This is a genomic window from Ferruginibacter albus (assembly GCF_020042285.1).
Classification (GTDB): Bacteria; Bacteroidota; Bacteroidia; order Chitinophagales; family Chitinophagaceae; genus Ferruginibacter; species Ferruginibacter albus.
Genome location: NZ_CP083388.1, coordinates 3,505,875 through 3,523,061, shown reverse-complemented (window position 1 = coordinate 3,523,061; position 17,187 = coordinate 3,505,875). Strand labels below are relative to the sequence as shown.

The 17,187-nt window shown below is 37.1% G+C and carries 11 protein-coding genes; 4 read left to right on the top strand and 7 right to left on the bottom strand.

The features are described 5' to 3' along the window. The first annotated feature begins 400 nt into the window (after positions 1–400). Positions 401–1,342, top strand: a complete 942-nt coding sequence (locus K9M53_RS15060) for a UDP-3-O-(3-hydroxymyristoyl)glucosamine N-acyltransferase (protein WP_224016473.1) — start codon at positions 401–403, stop codon at positions 1,340–1,342. Positions 1,343–1,346: 4 nt separating this feature from the next. Here the strand turns inward: K9M53_RS15060 and K9M53_RS15055 are convergent, their stop codons facing one another. From K9M53_RS15055 to pheS, 3 genes are all read right to left on the bottom strand, one after another. Next, complete coding sequence (locus K9M53_RS15055; protein WP_224016471.1) at positions 1,347–2,438, bottom strand: carboxypeptidase-like regulatory domain-containing protein; 1,092 nt, start codon at positions 2,436–2,438, stop codon at positions 1,347–1,349. Positions 2,439–2,487: 49 nt separating this feature from the next. After that, positions 2,488–3,456 (bottom strand): NAD-dependent epimerase/dehydratase family protein, encoded by a 969-nt coding sequence (locus K9M53_RS15050; protein WP_224016469.1) that lies wholly within the window; start codon positions 3,454–3,456, stop codon positions 2,488–2,490. A 91-nt stretch (positions 3,457–3,547) separates the two neighbouring features. Further along, on the bottom strand, positions 3,548–4,579 hold the full coding sequence (pheS, locus tag K9M53_RS15045; RefSeq protein WP_224016468.1) for a phenylalanine--tRNA ligase subunit alpha: 1,032 nt from the start codon (positions 4,577–4,579) through the stop codon (positions 3,548–3,550). 95 nt (positions 4,580–4,674) lie between these two features. On the opposite strand from pheS, the gene K9M53_RS15040 reads away from it, so the two are divergent. The 3 genes from K9M53_RS15040 (at position 4,675) to K9M53_RS15030 (ending at position 10,184) form a co-directional block, all read left to right on the top strand. Continuing rightward, a complete protein-coding gene (locus tag K9M53_RS15040) occupies positions 4,675–5,802 on the top strand; it encodes a formimidoylglutamase (RefSeq protein WP_224016466.1) in 1,128 nt (375 codons plus the stop codon). A gap of 27 nt (positions 5,803–5,829) precedes the next feature. After that, positions 5,830–7,356, top strand: a complete 1,527-nt coding sequence (locus tag K9M53_RS15035; RefSeq protein ID WP_224016464.1) for a D-alanyl-D-alanine carboxypeptidase — start codon at positions 5,830–5,832, stop codon at positions 7,354–7,356. A gap of 110 nt (positions 7,357–7,466) precedes the next feature. After that, a complete protein-coding gene (locus tag K9M53_RS15030; protein WP_224016462.1) occupies positions 7,467–10,184 on the top strand; it encodes a PKD domain-containing protein in 2,718 nt (905 codons plus the stop codon). Positions 10,185–10,244: 60 nt separating this feature from the next. Here K9M53_RS15030 and K9M53_RS15025 read toward each other — a convergent pair whose 3' ends face one another. From K9M53_RS15025 to K9M53_RS15010, 4 genes are all read right to left on the bottom strand, one after another. Further along, a complete protein-coding gene (locus K9M53_RS15025) occupies positions 10,245–10,538 on the bottom strand; it encodes a DUF4157 domain-containing protein (protein ID WP_224016460.1) in 294 nt (97 codons plus the stop codon). A 13-nt stretch (positions 10,539–10,551) separates the two neighbouring features. Continuing rightward, positions 10,552–11,112, bottom strand: a complete 561-nt coding sequence (bcp, locus tag K9M53_RS15020; RefSeq protein ID WP_224016459.1) for a thioredoxin-dependent thiol peroxidase — start codon at positions 11,110–11,112, stop codon at positions 10,552–10,554. Further along, positions 11,112–12,845: a M23 family metallopeptidase gene (locus tag K9M53_RS15015; protein ID WP_224016457.1), complete on the bottom strand. Its 1,734-nt coding sequence runs from the start codon at positions 12,843–12,845 to the stop codon at positions 11,112–11,114. Before K9M53_RS15015 ends, bcp begins: the two co-directional genes overlap by 1 nt. A 70-nt stretch (positions 12,846–12,915) precedes the next feature. Beyond that, complete coding sequence (locus tag K9M53_RS15010; protein ID WP_224016456.1) at positions 12,916–17,121, bottom strand: gliding motility-associated C-terminal domain-containing protein; 4,206 nt, start codon at positions 17,119–17,121, stop codon at positions 12,916–12,918. Between the last annotated feature and the right edge of the window lie 66 nt (positions 17,122–17,187).

Genomic DNA, 17,187 nt, shown 5'->3' with positions numbered 1-17,187 from the left:
TAAGAAAGCCCGACATTTTACCGTCGAGCTTCATTATATGGATGGGTTAGTAAGTACCGGGAATAAATTCCCTTCACAATATTAAAAAGAATTTTTTCTAACTAAGAATCTTTTACCATAAATTTTATTCACATTTTTATTTACGTTGTGGATAAGGAGCAGGTTAATAACATTCAATAATTATAGTTTCATCTACTGTAAAATTACTATTACTATCTGCCGGATTAAAAATTAAAACATAAGCATTGATGAAGAGTATTGATATTGTTATGTTTCATTGAATTGATGATTAATAGTTTTATAATTGATAAGCGAAAGTAAGTTTACGATTTGCAACAATTATCAACTCTTCATCACGCAATTATCAATTACTCTGTTAACTTCGTTAAAACAAAATATTATGCAGTTTCCTTCTCCTGTTTCTGTTGAATGGCTGGCAAATTTTATAAATGCAACATTGGTTGGTGATAAAAATGCACAAGCAACGGGCATTAATGAAATTCATAAAGTTGAAAAAGGTGACCTGGTATTTGTAGATCATCCAAAGTATTATGACAAGTGTATTAACAGTGCTGCAAGTTTTATCATCATCAACAAACAAGTAGATGTACCGGAAGGAAAAGCATTGTTAATAACAGACAATCCTTTTGAAGCTTATTGTAAGATCATCAATCATTTTCGTCCATTTACTCCTGAGAAAAAATCAATCAGCGATTCATTAACAGTTGGTGAAGGAACGGTTGTTTATCCAAATGTTTTTATTGGCGATAATGTAATCATCGGAAAAAATTGCATCATCTATCCTAACGTAACAATATTGGAGCATTGTATTATTGGCGACAATGTAATTATACAATCCGGCACTGTTATCGGCAGCAACGCTTTTTATTATAATACTAAAAAAGACCGCGATGTTTGGTATAAAAAAATGCCGAGCTGCGGAAGAGTAGTGATTGAGAACGATGTAGAAATTGGCGCAAGCTGTACGATCGATCGTGGCGTTAGTCATGATACAAAAATTGGGCAGGGAACCAAAATGGATAATATGATCCATATTGGCCATGATACGGTTATTGGAAAAAATTGTTTACTGGCGGCGCAGGTTGGTATTGCGGGCGCTGTTGAAATTGGAGCTGGCGTTACACTATGGGGGCAGGTAGGTGTAAGTAAAACATTAACCATTGGGGATAATGCGGTAGTATTGGCACAAAGTGGCGTGCCGTCATCGTTGGAAGGCAATAAAACTTATTTTGGCTATCCTGCCGAAGATGCAAGAGAGAAAAAACGTGAATTGGTTTGGATAAAGCGTATTCCGCAGTTATGGGAGAAGGTCAATAAGTAAATTATTACTCCGGTACAAAATCATACGGCAACATGTCTGCTACTTTTGTCCATGCCCAATAACCCGTGATCGTGAGATCATTCTGGTCATAATAGTAACCATTTGATTCTATAGTGATAGGTTCGCTGAAAGCGACAAAAGAAAGCTGGTACTTTTTAGGAGCATCTTCATTTGCCGATAAATAATTTTGCTCAGGCGGTTCATTATTATAAATAACCGCTACATTTTGCTGGTTTGGCTTTATTTCAACAGTTTTATCACTATCATCCAACTTATAATTTAATGCCCCATAAAAATCTTTCAGTTTGATGGCAGTATCGTTGCCATCATTGGGAGCTATGAATTGAATTTCAAAGCCTTCATTTGGCATTGTTTTTTTATAAACACTTCGCATGAATTGTAGAATAGAGCCATGATATGCCTGTATGCGGTTTGCTTTCCATTTAGTTAGCTGTGCATCCGTTTCAGGTTTCATTTCTTCAAATAAAGGAGAGCCGGTATAAACTGTTGTTTGTGTGTTATAGTCGTATGTAAAAGAATCAAGCGTATATTTAATATTATAGCCTAATGCGTCATTGCGAATTTCAATAGGCGTTGATGATAGAACTTTTAAGCGATTCTTTCTTTTGCTATAATAGAATTTCAATACATCCGGATTCAGAATATGGCAATCACTGCTGAACCTTGTTTTGCCTATATAATCATTTGTAAAAAGCTCGCCGTATTTTTCCCAGCCATCTTTTACTTCATTGCTGCCTACAACAGCAACTGCAGCTAACGACTCTTCTTTTTTATTCAAGCTAATTTCTAATTGTTTATTGCTTGCATCTGATGAGGATATCCTTCTTGTTTCGGTAGAGTAACCTGTAAATGTTATAGCTATATCATAACCACCCGAAGGTAATTGTAAAGCAAAATTTCCTTGCGCATCTGTTACAGTACCCTGTGTTGTATTTTCTGCAAATACAGATGCCGCCTGTAATGGTGCTTTTGTTTGGGCATCAATAACAACGCCTTTTACATAAAAATAAGTGGATTGAGAAAATGCAACGGAAGCAATGATCAACGTTACAAATGCTAAAAAAAGTTTTTTCATATAAGTGTGTTGAGACTATTGGATAAATACGAATTTACAAGAATGAATGTTAATTCTTTGTTGCAAATATTGTGCAGGTATCAATAATTGTTTGTTCTAATGGCGTGTATTGAAATGTTGGTAAGGCTTTTAGCAGCTTGCTGTTATCATAATGCACTTTCTTTAATGCAGTTGCCGCTGTGTCTTTTGTAACCAATGGTTCTGCGCCGGTAAAATAACTTTTAAAAGCTTCCAGTCGCCAAACCAGTGAGGATAAAAATGGCGTTACTTTTTTGTAGGGAGGTTTTTTATTGAATGATTTAGCGATCAATGTAAATACTTCCTCATAGCTTTTATTGGTTGCGCTTACAATAAAACGTTCATTAGTAATGCTGCTATTCATTAATTGTATCATTGCCCTGGCAACATCCCTCGCATCTACAAAACCTGTTACGCCATCGCTGTACCAGGGGAATTCATTATAAACTGTTTGAAATATTTTGGTAGAACCTTTACTCCAGTCGCCTGCACCAAGCACCACGGTAGGATTTACAATTACTGCATTTAATCCTTCTGCAATACCACGCCATACTTCCATTTCGGCAAGGTATTTACTTTTGCCGTATGGATTGTTTTTATCCTGGTCAGCAGATTTTATTTTTTCATCAATGGTGCTGTTGTTTATTTTTTTCCCCAGTGCTGCTACGGAACTTATATACACCAATTTTTTTACGCCCGTATTTAATGCTGCATTTACAACATTGGCTGTACCTTCTACATTAATGGAGTATAACTCTTTTACTCTTGCAGCATTAAATGTTACCAATGCAGCACAATGATATACCTCTTCTACTTCCTGCATTATTTCTTCCAATTGTGCAGCATCTAAAATAGTACAATGAATCTGTGTTAACAGGGGAGTATTGAAATCCGGTAAAGGTGTTTTATTATAAGTAGCAATTACCGTCTTGTTTTGCAAGAGCAATAGTTTTATCAGTTCTTTTCCTATTAAACCTGAACCGCCGGTAACTAAAACCATAACTACTTAATAAGAGATGAGTATAGAAATGAAAAGCACAAGAGAGTGACACAACGATGTTGAATAAAGAACAAAAGTTCGTCACAAAAAATTACACTGCACTTGTAAACTGTTTCAAAAACCGTAAATCGTTTTCGCTGAATAAACGCAGATCTTTAATCTGGTATTTCAACATAGTAATACGTTCAACACCCATGCCAAATGCAAAGCCTGTGTATTTATTACTATCAATACCACAATTTTCCAACAGGTTTGGATGCACCATGCCACACCCTAATATCTCTACCCATCCTGTGTGCTTGCAAACATTACAGCCTTTACCGCCACAGATCAAACAGCTGATATCCATTTCAGCACTTGGTTCTGTAAATGGAAAATAGCTGGGGCGAAAACGAACTTTAACCGATTCGCCAAACATTTCCTGCACAAAGAAGTATAGCGTTTGTTTTAGATCTGCAAAGGAAACATTTTCGGCGATATATAAACCTTCTACCTGGTGAAAGAAGCAATGCGCTCTTGCGCTGATCGTTTCGTTACGATATACACGACCCGGGCAAATAATACGGATGGGCAATTTGCCTTTTTCCATTTCACGCACCTGCACACTGGATGTATGTGTACGCAATAACCAATCCGGATTTTGATTAATATAAAAAGTGTCCTGCATATCACGTGCAGGATGATTTTCCGGCAAATTCAATGCAGTAAAATTGTGCCAGTCATCTTCAATTTCCGGTCCTTCGGCTACTGCAAAACCTAAACGCTGAAAGATGGAAACAATTCTGTTGCGCACCAAACTTATTGGATGGCGGGAACCTAACGGTAAAGTATCAGCAGGTAATGAAATGTCAATAGTATTTTCAGTGTTGGCCTTCCCGTTATCGGTTGTTTCTTTTAATTCTTCGTATTTAGCTTCTGTAAATAATTTGAAATCATTCAGCAATTGCCCGAATTCTTTTTTTTGATCGGCAGGTACATTTTTCATTTCGCCCATTACCGATTTTACCAACCCTTTAGTGCCGAGATATTTAATCCTGAAAGTTTCTGCATCATCGGCATTGGCTGCCACGTAATTATTTATCTCTTGTTTATAGTCTTCTATTTGCTTAATAAGCTGTTCCATGGCGGCAAAAGTACGGATTTGTTATTCACAGTTGTTAATTGCGTTTTTACAAAACCGATACTATTATTTGTTAAGTTTGTTGGAAATATTTGGGAATGCTTGATTTGCACGATTTTTTAGAACCGATCAGCTTTTATGGATCTGACATTGATTTTGGCTATAATGACGGACAGTTGGCTACGCATGTAAATGCGTATAAACACGAAATGCCTGATGTTGCCAATGCAGATATCGTGATAATGGGAATTGGCGAGTCGAGAGGCAGCGGGATCTTTAATTCACGTACGGATAGTCCTGATGCCATTCGTAAATATTTATACCAATTGCATTACTGGCATTATGATGTGCAGATAGCAGATATCGGCAACATTAAAACCGGCGCTTCTATTACTGATAGTTATGCTGCATTTAAAACCGTATTAAGCGAATTATTACAGTTGAATAAAACTGTTATTATTTTAGGTGGTTCACACGATCTGACCTTAGCTCAATATTTTGCTTATAGGGATGCTCAGCAATTAGTAGAAGCTACCTGCATTGATGCAATGATCGACTTACGAGGTGAAAGCTCTATCCGCAGTGAAAACTTCTTATTGGACATGCTGACGAGTGAACCCAATCTTGTTAAACATTATAACCACATCGGTTTTCAAAGTTATTTTGTTCACCCGGTGATGCTGGAAAGAATGGATAAGCTGCGTTTTGATTGCTTTCGACTGGGGCATGTAAAAGATAATATTGATGAAATGGAACCTGTATTGCGGAATACCAATTTATTGAGTTTTGATATCAGTGCTATAAAACATAGTGATGCACCTGCTAATGAAATTTCCCCAAATGGACTAACGGGTGAAGAGGCTTGTACGCTTACGCGTTATGCGGGCATGAGCGATATGCTCAGCAGTTTTGGTATTTATGGTTACGATGTGCAATCGGATGTAAATGAACTGACCGCTAAACAAATTGCGCAAATGATCTGGTACTTTATAGATGGTAAGTATAAAAGCAAACAAGAAGTGTCTATTGAAGAACGTGAATATTTTAATGAATATAATACTGCTTTTGCAGAGGTAGATACTGTTTTTCTGCAAAGCAAAAGAAGCAATCGCTGGTGGATGCAATTACCCAATAAAAAATTTATTGCCTGCAGTTATAACGATTATGTTAATGCCAGCAGGAATATGATACCTGAAAGATGGTTGAGAGCGCAGGAAAGAACTTAATTAAGAGTTAATAATTAGTAATTAATAATGAAGATTCAATTTTTACAGACGTTTAGTAAGTTGAAAAAATTATTAATTATTAATTGTGCATTCCTAATTATTTCCTCACCTTCTTCTGCACAAATACAAAACTTTGCCGACTCTTTAATTAATGATTCTGTTGTGAGCACTGGGCATATTGGCATTTCTGTTTATGATCCTATTGCCAATTCTTACTTATATAATTATGATGCTGCAAAATATTTTGTACCGGCAAGTAATGCCAAATTGTTTACGTTATATGCCGGAATGAAATATTTGGGAGATAGTTTGGTGGGATTAAGATATAAAATTATTGAACCAATTAAACCAAGCACACTTAAATACGATTCCTTTGAATTCAGAATTATTCCCACTGGGGATCCAACTTTTATGCATCCCGATTTTACCAATCAACCTGTAAAAAATTTTATAGAAAACTTACCCTATAATAGACTCATCATACATAAAAGTAATTGGAAAGCCACAGCCAGATCGGAATATTGGTCCTGGGGCGATTTTGCAGAAAGTTATTGCCCTGAACGATCTGCCATGCCGGTTCATGGCAATTTATTAACCTTTATCTGGCAAGATTCTATTAACAAAGATAGAATCATTGCAAATAGGCAAGTCGATGTTCATCTCAGATGGAAAACTTCAGCTGATTTTAAACTCAATCCCTATTGGTTTTATGGTTATGGTTTAGATAGAAATTATTTTGATGATTTTTACAGGGATCGTTATAATCTCTTGATTGATACCGGTAGATATTTTACATTAAAAAAAGCCCCGGCGGATGATGCTATTTGGGTAATTCCTTCTAAAGAGAAAGTAAAGCAAGTGGACATTCCTATAAATACGGAAGGCGATAGAATTATTTCGATATTAAATCAACAGTTTAAAAATAAACACTTTGATCAAGTTGGATATAAAGTGTTGCTTAAAGATGGAACGTTCGAATCTCAACGACAGGAATTCCAATACCAGGAATCTTTCAAAGACAGCAATTTATCTGTTATCCACTCTCAACCCTCCGATTCTCTCTTTAAACTCATGATGCATCGCAGTGATAACTTCTTTGCCGAGCAAACTTTATTAATGGTAAGCAACGAGCATTTAGGTTATATGAATGATGAAGACATTATCGACACTTTATTAAAATCAGACTTAAAAGATATTCCCCAAAAACCCAGATGGGTAGATGGTAGCGGGTTAAGTCGCTACAATTTGTTTACACCACAATCATTTATTTACATCTTAAATAAAATGAAAAATGAATTTGGCTGGGAGCGGTTAAAAGTTATTCTTCCAACCGGGGGTGAAGGCACTTTAAAAAATTACTATCATAGTGACAGCTCCTTCATCTATGCCAAAACCGGCAGCATGAGTAACAATAATTCACTGTCCGGTTATCTCATCACTAAAAAAAATAAACTGCTTATCTTTTCCATCTTAGTCAATAATTTTCAAGGAGATGCAACACATGTGAAGCGTGCTATTGAGCAGTTTCTTGAGAATATCCGCGATCGCTATTAAATAATTTTTTTCTTTTCAGGCAACATTTCCGTTTTAGTAAAGCATCTGTATAATACAACCCCAGTGTTAAGCCCGTATTATATCAAAAACCTTTAACCCAAAACGATTGTATGAAAAAGATCTTTACGCTGATAGCTTTTGCTATTGTGTTTTTTTACGGAGCCGTTGCACAAACCAATGCCCCTTGCACTAATGCGCAATTCGGCTTTACGCTAAGTGGCAATAATGTAAGTTTTACACCGGTTGCTAATTATGATTCACAATTTGTTTACCATAGCTGGAGTTTTGGAGACGGGAGCAATACAGTAAATGTAGTTGCTCCTTCTCATTTTTATAACAACTATGGAACATATGTAGTAGTGCATATAGTTACCCGAATGAAAACCACACAAATTGTATGTTCTGATACAATAAGAAAAGAGGTGCTTATTCCTAATAATGCTCCTTGTTATTTAAAAGCTTCTTTTACTTATAAAAGAGATTCCGTTCAAACCAATAAAGTTTACTTTACCAATACATCTACTACTGCCAATGATATCCATTATGTGCGTTGGGATTTTGGCGATGGTACTACTTCCAATGATTTTACTGCTACGCATGTTTATCCAACATCGGGATTGTACAAAGTTTGTTTGTTGGTTAAAAGAGATAGTGCCGCTTCCTGTGGAAGTGATACTTGCATGAGCTTCCAGGTACAGGTTACAGTTAATTGTGATTTGCAGGCTAATATTGTTTATTCAATAGATACTTCAAAAGCAAATCTTCTTCATTTTTTCAATTTTACAAATGTTTGGTCAGCTAACGACTCTTCTATATGGACATTTGGTGATGGCAGCATTTCTTACAATAGAGATCCAAGTCATTTATTCATAAACGGAGGCACTTACAATGTTTGTTTACTTGAAAAAAGAATGAATTTAGGCGCAGCGCCTTGTGTTAGTGAGTTTTGCAAAACCATAACTGTCGCTTCTGTTCCTGCATGTGATTTAAAGACAAATTTTTCATCAACAACAGACACATCCCATTTTAATCTTGTACATTTTACAAACAAAACTGTAGGCATTCTATCAACCGATTCCACCATATGGACTTTCGGTGATGGCACTACATCATATGATGTAAATCCCAATCATACATTTGCCAATGCAGGTGTTTACAATGTTTGTTTACATGTAAAAAGATCAATGCCCGGCGCTGCTCCTTGCGTTAGCGAGTTTTGCCGGACAGTTACTATCTCTGCACCTTGTAATCTTCTTGTAGATTATTCTTATAAAATGGACAGCGCTTCTTCCATTCCCTATACGTATGCTTTTGCCATTACTTCGCCTGCATTAGCTACGGGAGACAGCGCTTACTGGGTTTGGGGTGATGGCAAAATCTCTCACGACAGAAGTGTTAAACACAGCTTTGGTCAACCCGGAACATATACCGTTTGCCTGTACATTAAAAAGTATAATTCAAACACTACTTATTGTGCTGCCAGTATTTGTAAAACGATTATTATTGCCCCGACAAGTGTTTGCAATTTGCAGGCTTATTATACCAACACAATAAAAGATTCAACACATTCAAATGTTATTCAGTTTGCCAATGTAACTGGAAATATTTCCAATATGGATTCCACTATTTGGACATTCGGTGATGGTACTACTTCTTATGACAAGGATCCTCTGCATACTTTTGCGAATGCAGGCACCTATCATGTTTGTCTTCATGTAAAAAGAATAATACCCGGCGCAGCTCCATGTGTTGCTGAATATTGTAAAGACATTACAGTTGCAATCATAACTCCTTGTAATATTCAACCTAACTATTCCTGGAAGCTAGATTCCGGAACTACAGTACATTTTACCAATGCATCTGTAGTAAGTACAACCAATGCAACAGTCACCTGGTATTTCGGCGATGGCGCTTCTGCTACATCATGGAATGCATCGCACACATATACAAACCCCGGTACGTATTATGTTTGCCTGCGTATGCAAACGAACAATACCTGTGTAGCCTATAAGTGCGATTCGATAATTATTCCGACCCTTATTCCTGAGTGTAAAAATCTATCATTATTTACCTATAACTATCTTTCTACGGATAGACAATCTTATTACTTCACTCCGACTTATATCGGCAGCAATATTCAATACACATGGACTTTTGGCGATGGAGCAGGTTTGCAATTGGCACAGGCAAAGCATCGTTATGCAATAGCAGGAAATTATGTTGCTTGTTTAACGGCATTTAAAAATACCAGTTGTGCAGCTACCACCTGTAAAACAATTGCAGTAACAACGCAGCTCAGTTGTGATACGGTAAAAATTTCTTACAATTATTATAAAGATGGAACAACGCCTAACAAAATATATTTTTATACGATAGCCAATGCAGCTGTATCGCAACAAAGCTGGACGATCGCCGACCTATCCAACACGGCTATGACCCCAATAACCCTTCAACAAAATAATCCAACCTATACATTTACAGATACAGGTTACTATAGAGTTTGTCTGCATATTACAGTGGGGGATGGCTGTGTAAAAGAATATTGCAACACGATACATATCGATAATATTGCATCTTCTTGCGAATTGTATGCATACCCGAATCCAGTGCATACAACGGCAAGTGTCAACCTGCAGCAAACCTCAGCAGAAGTCATTCATATCTATTTATATACTGATCAGGGTGTTTTGCTTTCGCAAAGCAATCAACCGGGTATTGCGGGTAATAATGTTGTAACGGTAAAAACAGATGCTTTAACAGCGGGCAGCTATACAATAAAATTGATCTATGGAAACAAAACTTGTTACGCCAAGTTTCAAAAATTGTAAGTAGGAATAACAATGGGGATAATGGCCTCTGCACTTAATTGTGCAGGGGTCTTTTTTATATCACTGATCATTTTCTGCCGCCCTGGCTTCTACTTCAAATTTATTATTATAATAGCCTTTGCGAAAGTTTTCTAATAAGTATTTAATGATGAATATAAAGAAGCCATGCTGCTTAAACTGCTGCACATGACACAATTCGTGCCTTACCCATTTGATGTCTGTTAAAAATTCTTGCTGAGTAGTATTATAGAGATGGATCTTTTTACCAATTACAATTGCCACTTTAGAAACTTTCAATCGCTTTGCCGCCAACTTTGCGATCCATGAATTTTCTTTGATGGTAACATTCTCCACAATCTGGAAATTGTTATTTGGATTTTGATTGATCAATTTCTTTCCATGCCTCCATGATCTCTTCTGTATGCTCTTTGCTGTTAGGGCGTAAAAATATTTTTCGGATCGTTCCTTTTTCGTCGATCAAAAACGTAGTACGTACCAGCCCCATGTATTCTCTTCCGAATAATTGCTTTTGCCCCCACACATCATACTTATCAATTATTTTATGATCCGGATCTGCAATCAATGTAAAAGGCAGATCGTACTTGGCTTCAAATTTTTTATGCTTTTTTTCTTCATCAGGACTAATACCTAATACCACGATGCCATTCTTTTTCAGTAAGCTATAGTTATCACGAAAGTTGCAAGCCTGTACAGTACAGGTAGGCGTATCGTCTTCGGGATAAAAATAGATGACCACTTTTTTTCCTTCAAAATCTTTTAACGAAATAGTATTCCCGTTTTGATCTTTACCTGTAAAGGCAGGTGCTTTGCTATTTTCTTTTAAACTTGTTTTATGCTGTTCCATATTAATACCGCTGATTAAGCTGTCAATGAATTTATAAAATTTAATATTGAGTTTTCCTTTCACTACCTGGTAAAATTATATACTTTCTCCGCAACATTGCCTACACAATCTGTTGCAATAATTTTTAATTCATGCACCCCTGATGCACAATGATAATCGAACTTATAAATAAAAGCAGCGTTCTTATCATTGGTAAACCGCAACCATTTACCATCCAATTCAGCTCTAAAGGTCACATTTTTAATACTGCTGTTATCTCTTACAGAAAACATGATACTGCCGCGTCCTCTGCAATTCATCCCATTATAAAAACCGATCGGTGTAATAGTAGGGGGTGTATTATCTACCAGTAATTGATAATAACCAAAATCCCTAAAACCTGCTTTATACCAACCATTCTCGTATGCTGCTTTCTGAAAACTTTCTTTACCGCCCCATGCACACCGCATCACTATTTTATCTTTATTGGCAACAGTAATAGTTGGTTTGATTTTTACCATAAACGTATCATGCACCGGCACATAACCATATTCTAATTGAAATTGTGGCGATGCGGCGTTCGGGCTTACAGCAGCTAATTCACTAAAATGAAACGGGATAGAATCATACAAACAATTCTCCGGCATGTAAAAGCTGATGTCATTATTTTCAAAAACATTTACAAAGCCCGGCACAAATTCTTTTGATTGATACGCAGCATTACCTTTACTTTCAACAACTCCTTCGCCACGCTTTACATCAAATTTTAAAATAGAAGTATTACCATTCACATCCTTTACTTCAATTTTTATATGATGCACTTCGTCATCATTCAAATTAATAACACCTGTGCCATTAATATCTTTGTAAACACCTTCAGGATAACCCGGCAACCTTGATAGATGTTGTACAAAAGGGCCGCCATTGGTTTTCAGCTTATAATCTATTTGTGCATTTACATAGCGTGTTTCGCTATAATCAATGCTGTCTAATTGAAAACCGGAAAGTGGCTCATCATTATCATATATAACCGCCTGGTAAATTCCATTAGGATTTGTTGAACCGGTATGCGAATCCGTTGCTGAAATAGCAAAACTTACTTTACTGCTGTTGGCTATTACCAGCGGTGCCGTATAAATGCCGCCGGCTTTTGTTATAGTAATGAATCGTGGGGATTGCTCATACACACTTTTGTTTCTGTTGTACATACACAAGCGATGAATAATTGGTGGTACACCATCGGGTATCGGCATGCCAAATAAAAAAGGATTCAATACTTTGTCTGTTTTAGTATCTCTTATCTCAAAATGTACATGCGGACCTTGAGATCCACCGGTGCTGCCGCTGTAGGCAATAAAGTCTCCTTTTTTTACAGGAAATAAATTAGCCGGAATATCTATCTCAATTTTCCATGTCTCTCTTTTGTATTGTTGTTCGGTTACATATTTTTCCAATGCAGGGTTAAAATCATTCAAGTGTGCATATAAAGTAGTTAGCCCATTAGGATGATTAATGCGGATAGATCTTCCAAAGCCGGTAGCATCAATGGTTACCTTGGCAATGTAACCATCTGCAGTGGCATAAACAGGCAAGTTTTGCTGTGCATTGGTTCTGCAATCCAACCCCATGTGATAATGATTAGGACGAAGTTCTCCAAAGTTGGCAACAATAGCCGGTGGAATATTTAATGGCCAGCGAAAATATCCCTGCGGGTAATTTTTGGCAGGAAAGATTTGGGCAGAGAGATAGCAAGGTATTAAGGTAACAAGGCAACAAGTAAAGACCTTTCTTAGTAAGTTGGAATAGTAGAAATTCAATGTTAGTGGGTTTGAATTCAAAATTAAGATATAAATCCAAACGGCAAGAGCATTAACAAATGACCAGAGCCTATCGTATCAATATAATATTCCCTTTAAGAAGCTTTATGTTATTGTCGCAGCGTGAATGATAAGACACCCAATACACATAATTACCTGCGGTAATTTCACCCTTATGTTTTCCATCCCAGGCTTCTTTAATGTTAGAGGTTTTAAAAACCCGTTCACCCCAACGATTGAATATCTGAAACTCTTTTAGTGTGATATTTTTATATTGAATTCTGAACAGATCATTTAACCCATCTCCATTGGGAGTAAATGCATTGGGTAAGTAAATGTAACTATCGTTACAGCGTACAGAATCATTGACCGTAATAAAAACAGAATCAACAGCAATACAGGAACCAATGGTACTGGCAGTTTTAACGTAGATCCATGAAGAAGATGGTATTGTTGCAAAAGGATTTTTAATGCCGGTATTGCTTATTAATGCATTGGTGGCAGTCCATAAATAAGAGCGGGCTGCAGGTGTTACATTTAATTGTATCGTATCGTTCCTATCTACATTTAAAGCACTGGGAATAATGTCAACAAATGCTTGGGGCAGTATGGTTAAATTAAGAATGGAGATGCTGTCGCAGGGAGCCGCAGGAAATGTATCGCGGTAAATGCCTGTTTGCGTGTATACATTTCCGTTAAATGTATAACTTTCTTCAGCACAAACCGATCTTGTAATGGAATCCTTTTTATAATTTGTAACAATAAGATTTAGTACGGCAATACTATCGCAGGTAGAGGTTGAAAGTGTATCTCTATAAATGCCGGCTTTTGTATAGCTGGTTCCATTAAAAGAAAAACTTTGTCCTGCACAAATGCTTTGTGTAATAGAATCTTTTTTATAACCACCCACTATAAGATTCAGTATTGCAATGCTATCACAGGTAGAGGTTGAAAGTGTATCTCTGTAAATGCCTGTTTTTGTATAACTGTTTCCATTAAAAGAAAAACTTTGTCCTGCACAAATGCTTTGCGTAACAGAATCTTTTTTATAACCACCCACTATAAGATTCAGTATTGCAATGCTATCACAGGTTGATGTAGAAAGCGTATCTCTGTAAACACCCGTTTGACCATAAACTTTTCCATTAAACGAAAAGCTTTGTCCGCTACAGATATTTTGCGTTACAGAATCCCGCTTGTATGCATCTATTGTAAGGTTTAACGTTACTATACTATCGCAGCTTGTTGTAGTTAACGTATCTCTATAAATACCTGTTGTACTATAAGTGTGTGTGCCAACCGTAAAGCTTTGTCCGGCACAAAGCCTTTTTGTGATCGAATCTTTTTTGTAAGCAGAAACAGTAATATTTACTGTAAAAATATAATCTATACAATCGCCGGGACTATTGATGTAAGTTGTATCCTGGTAAACGCCTGCCTCAAAATACTTTTTATTGCCATTTAAAACCCTGATAGTGTCGCCCTGGCAAATAGTTCGATATGATACTACGTCAGAAATGATTACATCTATCGGTGCCTGCTTAATCTTTAATACAATAACACTATCGCATCCTTTGTAAGATGTAAGCGTATCAGCATATGTTCCGGGAGCAGTATAAACATGCGTGCCAACTTGAATACTATCATGATGGCATATGCTAATAGTGAAGGTGTCAATTGATTGCTGTATGAACAGGTTGGTATAAATGAGGTCGAAACAGCCATACGCATTTTGAACAGAATCTACATATATGCCGGGAACAGAATACACGTTAGCCCCAACCTTTACACTGCCGCCTCTGCAAATACCAACGTTATTGGTATCTTTTTTTTGAGGCAGTACCAATAAATAGGTAGTAACCACACTATCACATCCCAATGTATTTACTCTAGATAACGTATCAACATAAATACCGGGTGTATTATAGGTATGCGTTCCTACGTGTACATCGGTTCCTTTGCAAAAAGGAATGGTTTGCGTAACCGAAGCAACCAACGATAAATGATGAGATGTGTAAGACGTATCTGCACAGCCATTAATATTGGTGATCTTACGAACATAATAAAAGCCTGTATCCGCAGGTGTAATAGGACTTATTGTAAGTGTATCACCATCATAAATATCGCCGTTGGGCGTTGTCCATTGATAAGAAAAATAAGCAGACGAGCCATAAAATAATTTTGAACTATTACAGCTTGGGGCTATGGTGCCGGTTGGAGGAAATGCAACAGGAGTAATAGTTATTTGCGCCGTGGAAGCATTGCCGCACACATCAAAAATACGTGCTGTATATATGCCGCCTTGTGCAACCGAGAACACATTAGATGCCTGTTCAGGAAAAGTTTGCGGGCCGGCAATGATCTCATATTGATAAGGCGCTACCCCTTTAGTACTATCCGGCAGTAATTCTATATTAATACCGTTTTGGCATTTTAAATAATTACCGGTTTTGATAGTAGGTGTTTGATAAGGCGGGATCGTAATTGTGTCTTTGATCGTCCAGCAATTCGTAATGGAATCATTCATTGGTGTTCCATAGCCTCCTTGCATAAAATTGTATGTTATCTCATATTTCCCCGACGGAATATTTAAAGCAGAATCAAAAACTCCAAATTGGTCATTCAATTTTGAATTTTTCATTATTGCGCCGGTTTGAAGATTTTTGACGGTTATATTGCCGTCCGCTCCTCCTACGTAATGAAAATTAACACCATCAAAATAACCACCGTTGGATAACGAGTAATAGATCTGGTTGCGCCCTAAACAACCTTTTTTATAAGAAACACTTCTACTCAAGCTGGTAACCATTGAACTGTCAATAACTATAGAATCAGCAATTTCATGCCCACAGGTATCAATAATTTTATATTGATATGTTCCTATTGCCAGCTTATCCAAAAAGATATATTCGGGGGCAGGTATTGTATCCGGGTAACTATAGATATCCGAATAAGAAAAGCCCAGCTTAGTGCTTCCCAGACTTGCAGGTCCTGAAAGTAAAATGAGTTTGGCGCTTCCTCCAAAACCTACAGCATGAATCCGATAAGTGCCAACGGTAGAATCTATGCAGGAACTGTAAAGAATTACTTTTTCAATGATCGCCGGTTGAGCTATAAAGGGTATTGTATAATTCTGCTCAAACAGTTTTCCACAACCATCCCTTACCGTTAGTTTATAGGTTCTGCCCTGTACAAGTGCCGGAGTTATAGATATTATTCGTGTGATCTGATGGTATGGAAAAACGGCTGTATCGCTTTTAAGAACGCCGGCATCTACCACCGCATTGGTCGCTGAATCAGTATAAGAATAAGTAACGGGAGTTTTAAGTCCCTGGTAATAATTATAATTGTCGTAATAACTATACAAAGCATATGCATTAATACCACAGCTATCAAAACTGTAATAAGGAGCAAAAATATAAGGCAACACATAATAGCTCAATCGCTGGCTATCTCTGCAGGCATTGTAAATAGCAATATTAAAAGTATCTCCGTATGTTAGTCCGGGTACAATGTGCGAAATATAAATATAACCGCTGTTTACATTGCTGCTATCAATTGTTGTTGCACTTGCAGCGGGAGTATAAGTGCCGTTTTTAGTTTGATATTTAAAACTAAAAGGAGGCCTTAGCGAAGCAGGATCAAATTGTAAGGTTGTATAAACGGATATTGAATCACATCCTACCCCCTCTACTTGAGGAGGTCCATAAAAATTAAATGTTGTAGCAGGATTCGAAATGGTGACAACGCCGGTTCTAAAGCTGCCACAGCCATCCGTAAGTCTTACTGTATAATTGCCTGCCGAAAGATTGGGAAATGTATCGCTTACTTGTTGTGCGGATGTAACAGGAGCGATCAATTGCCAGGTATAAGGAGGCTTCCCGGTGCCTGCATCCCTGTTGCCAATTATTCGTCCATCATTACCGCCGGTACAATAAGGCGAAGTACTTATAGCAGTAAAATCAGGAGATGTATAGCTGCCGGTTATAGTAAAATTTTGTATAGAATTATTAATGCCATCGGATACGCCTACAATATAATTAGTACCCGGGGGAAGCGAATTGAATATATTGCTTACCTGTGCAGGCTGTGTTACCGGACCGGCAATAATGCTGTAAAATAAGTTCCCGGTGGTGCCTTTTGCGTATATGGTAACGCTTCCATTATTTGCGCAATCGCTTATGGTTGTTTTAATAGAATCAATTTGTACCTGCGCAAAGGAAAAGAAGGGCAATAAAAAATAAAGAAAGAAAAAAGGCGTTTTAAGGTGGTACAATAAGGTGATATTTAACACAATATAACTTCCTTGCTCTTAATGGAAAATTATATTTCGATGAATTTT

What these genes read in the sequence shown, in the direction of transcription:
- K9M53_RS15060 (WP_224016473.1), top strand. Translation starts at nt 401, where the DNA reads ATGCAGTTTCCTTCTCCTGTTTCTGTTGAATGGCTGGCAAATTTTATA.
- K9M53_RS15040 (WP_224016466.1), top strand. Translation starts at nt 4,675, where the DNA reads ATGCTTGATTTGCACGATTTTTTAGAACCGATCAGCTTTTATGGATCT.
- K9M53_RS15035 (WP_224016464.1), top strand. Translation starts at nt 5,830, where the DNA reads ATGAAGATTCAATTTTTACAGACGTTTAGTAAGTTGAAAAAATTATTA.
- pheS (WP_224016468.1), bottom strand. Translation starts at nt 4,579, where the DNA reads ATGGAACAGCTTATTAAGCAAATAGAAGACTATAAACAAGAGATAAAT.
- K9M53_RS15030 (WP_224016462.1), top strand. Translation starts at nt 7,467, where the DNA reads ATGAAAAAGATCTTTACGCTGATAGCTTTTGCTATTGTGTTTTTTTAC.
- K9M53_RS15050 (WP_224016469.1), bottom strand. Translation starts at nt 3,456, where the DNA reads ATGGTTTTAGTTACCGGCGGTTCAGGTTTAATAGGAAAAGAACTGATA.
- K9M53_RS15055 (WP_224016471.1), bottom strand. Translation starts at nt 2,438, where the DNA reads ATGAAAAAACTTTTTTTAGCATTTGTAACGTTGATCATTGCTTCCGTT.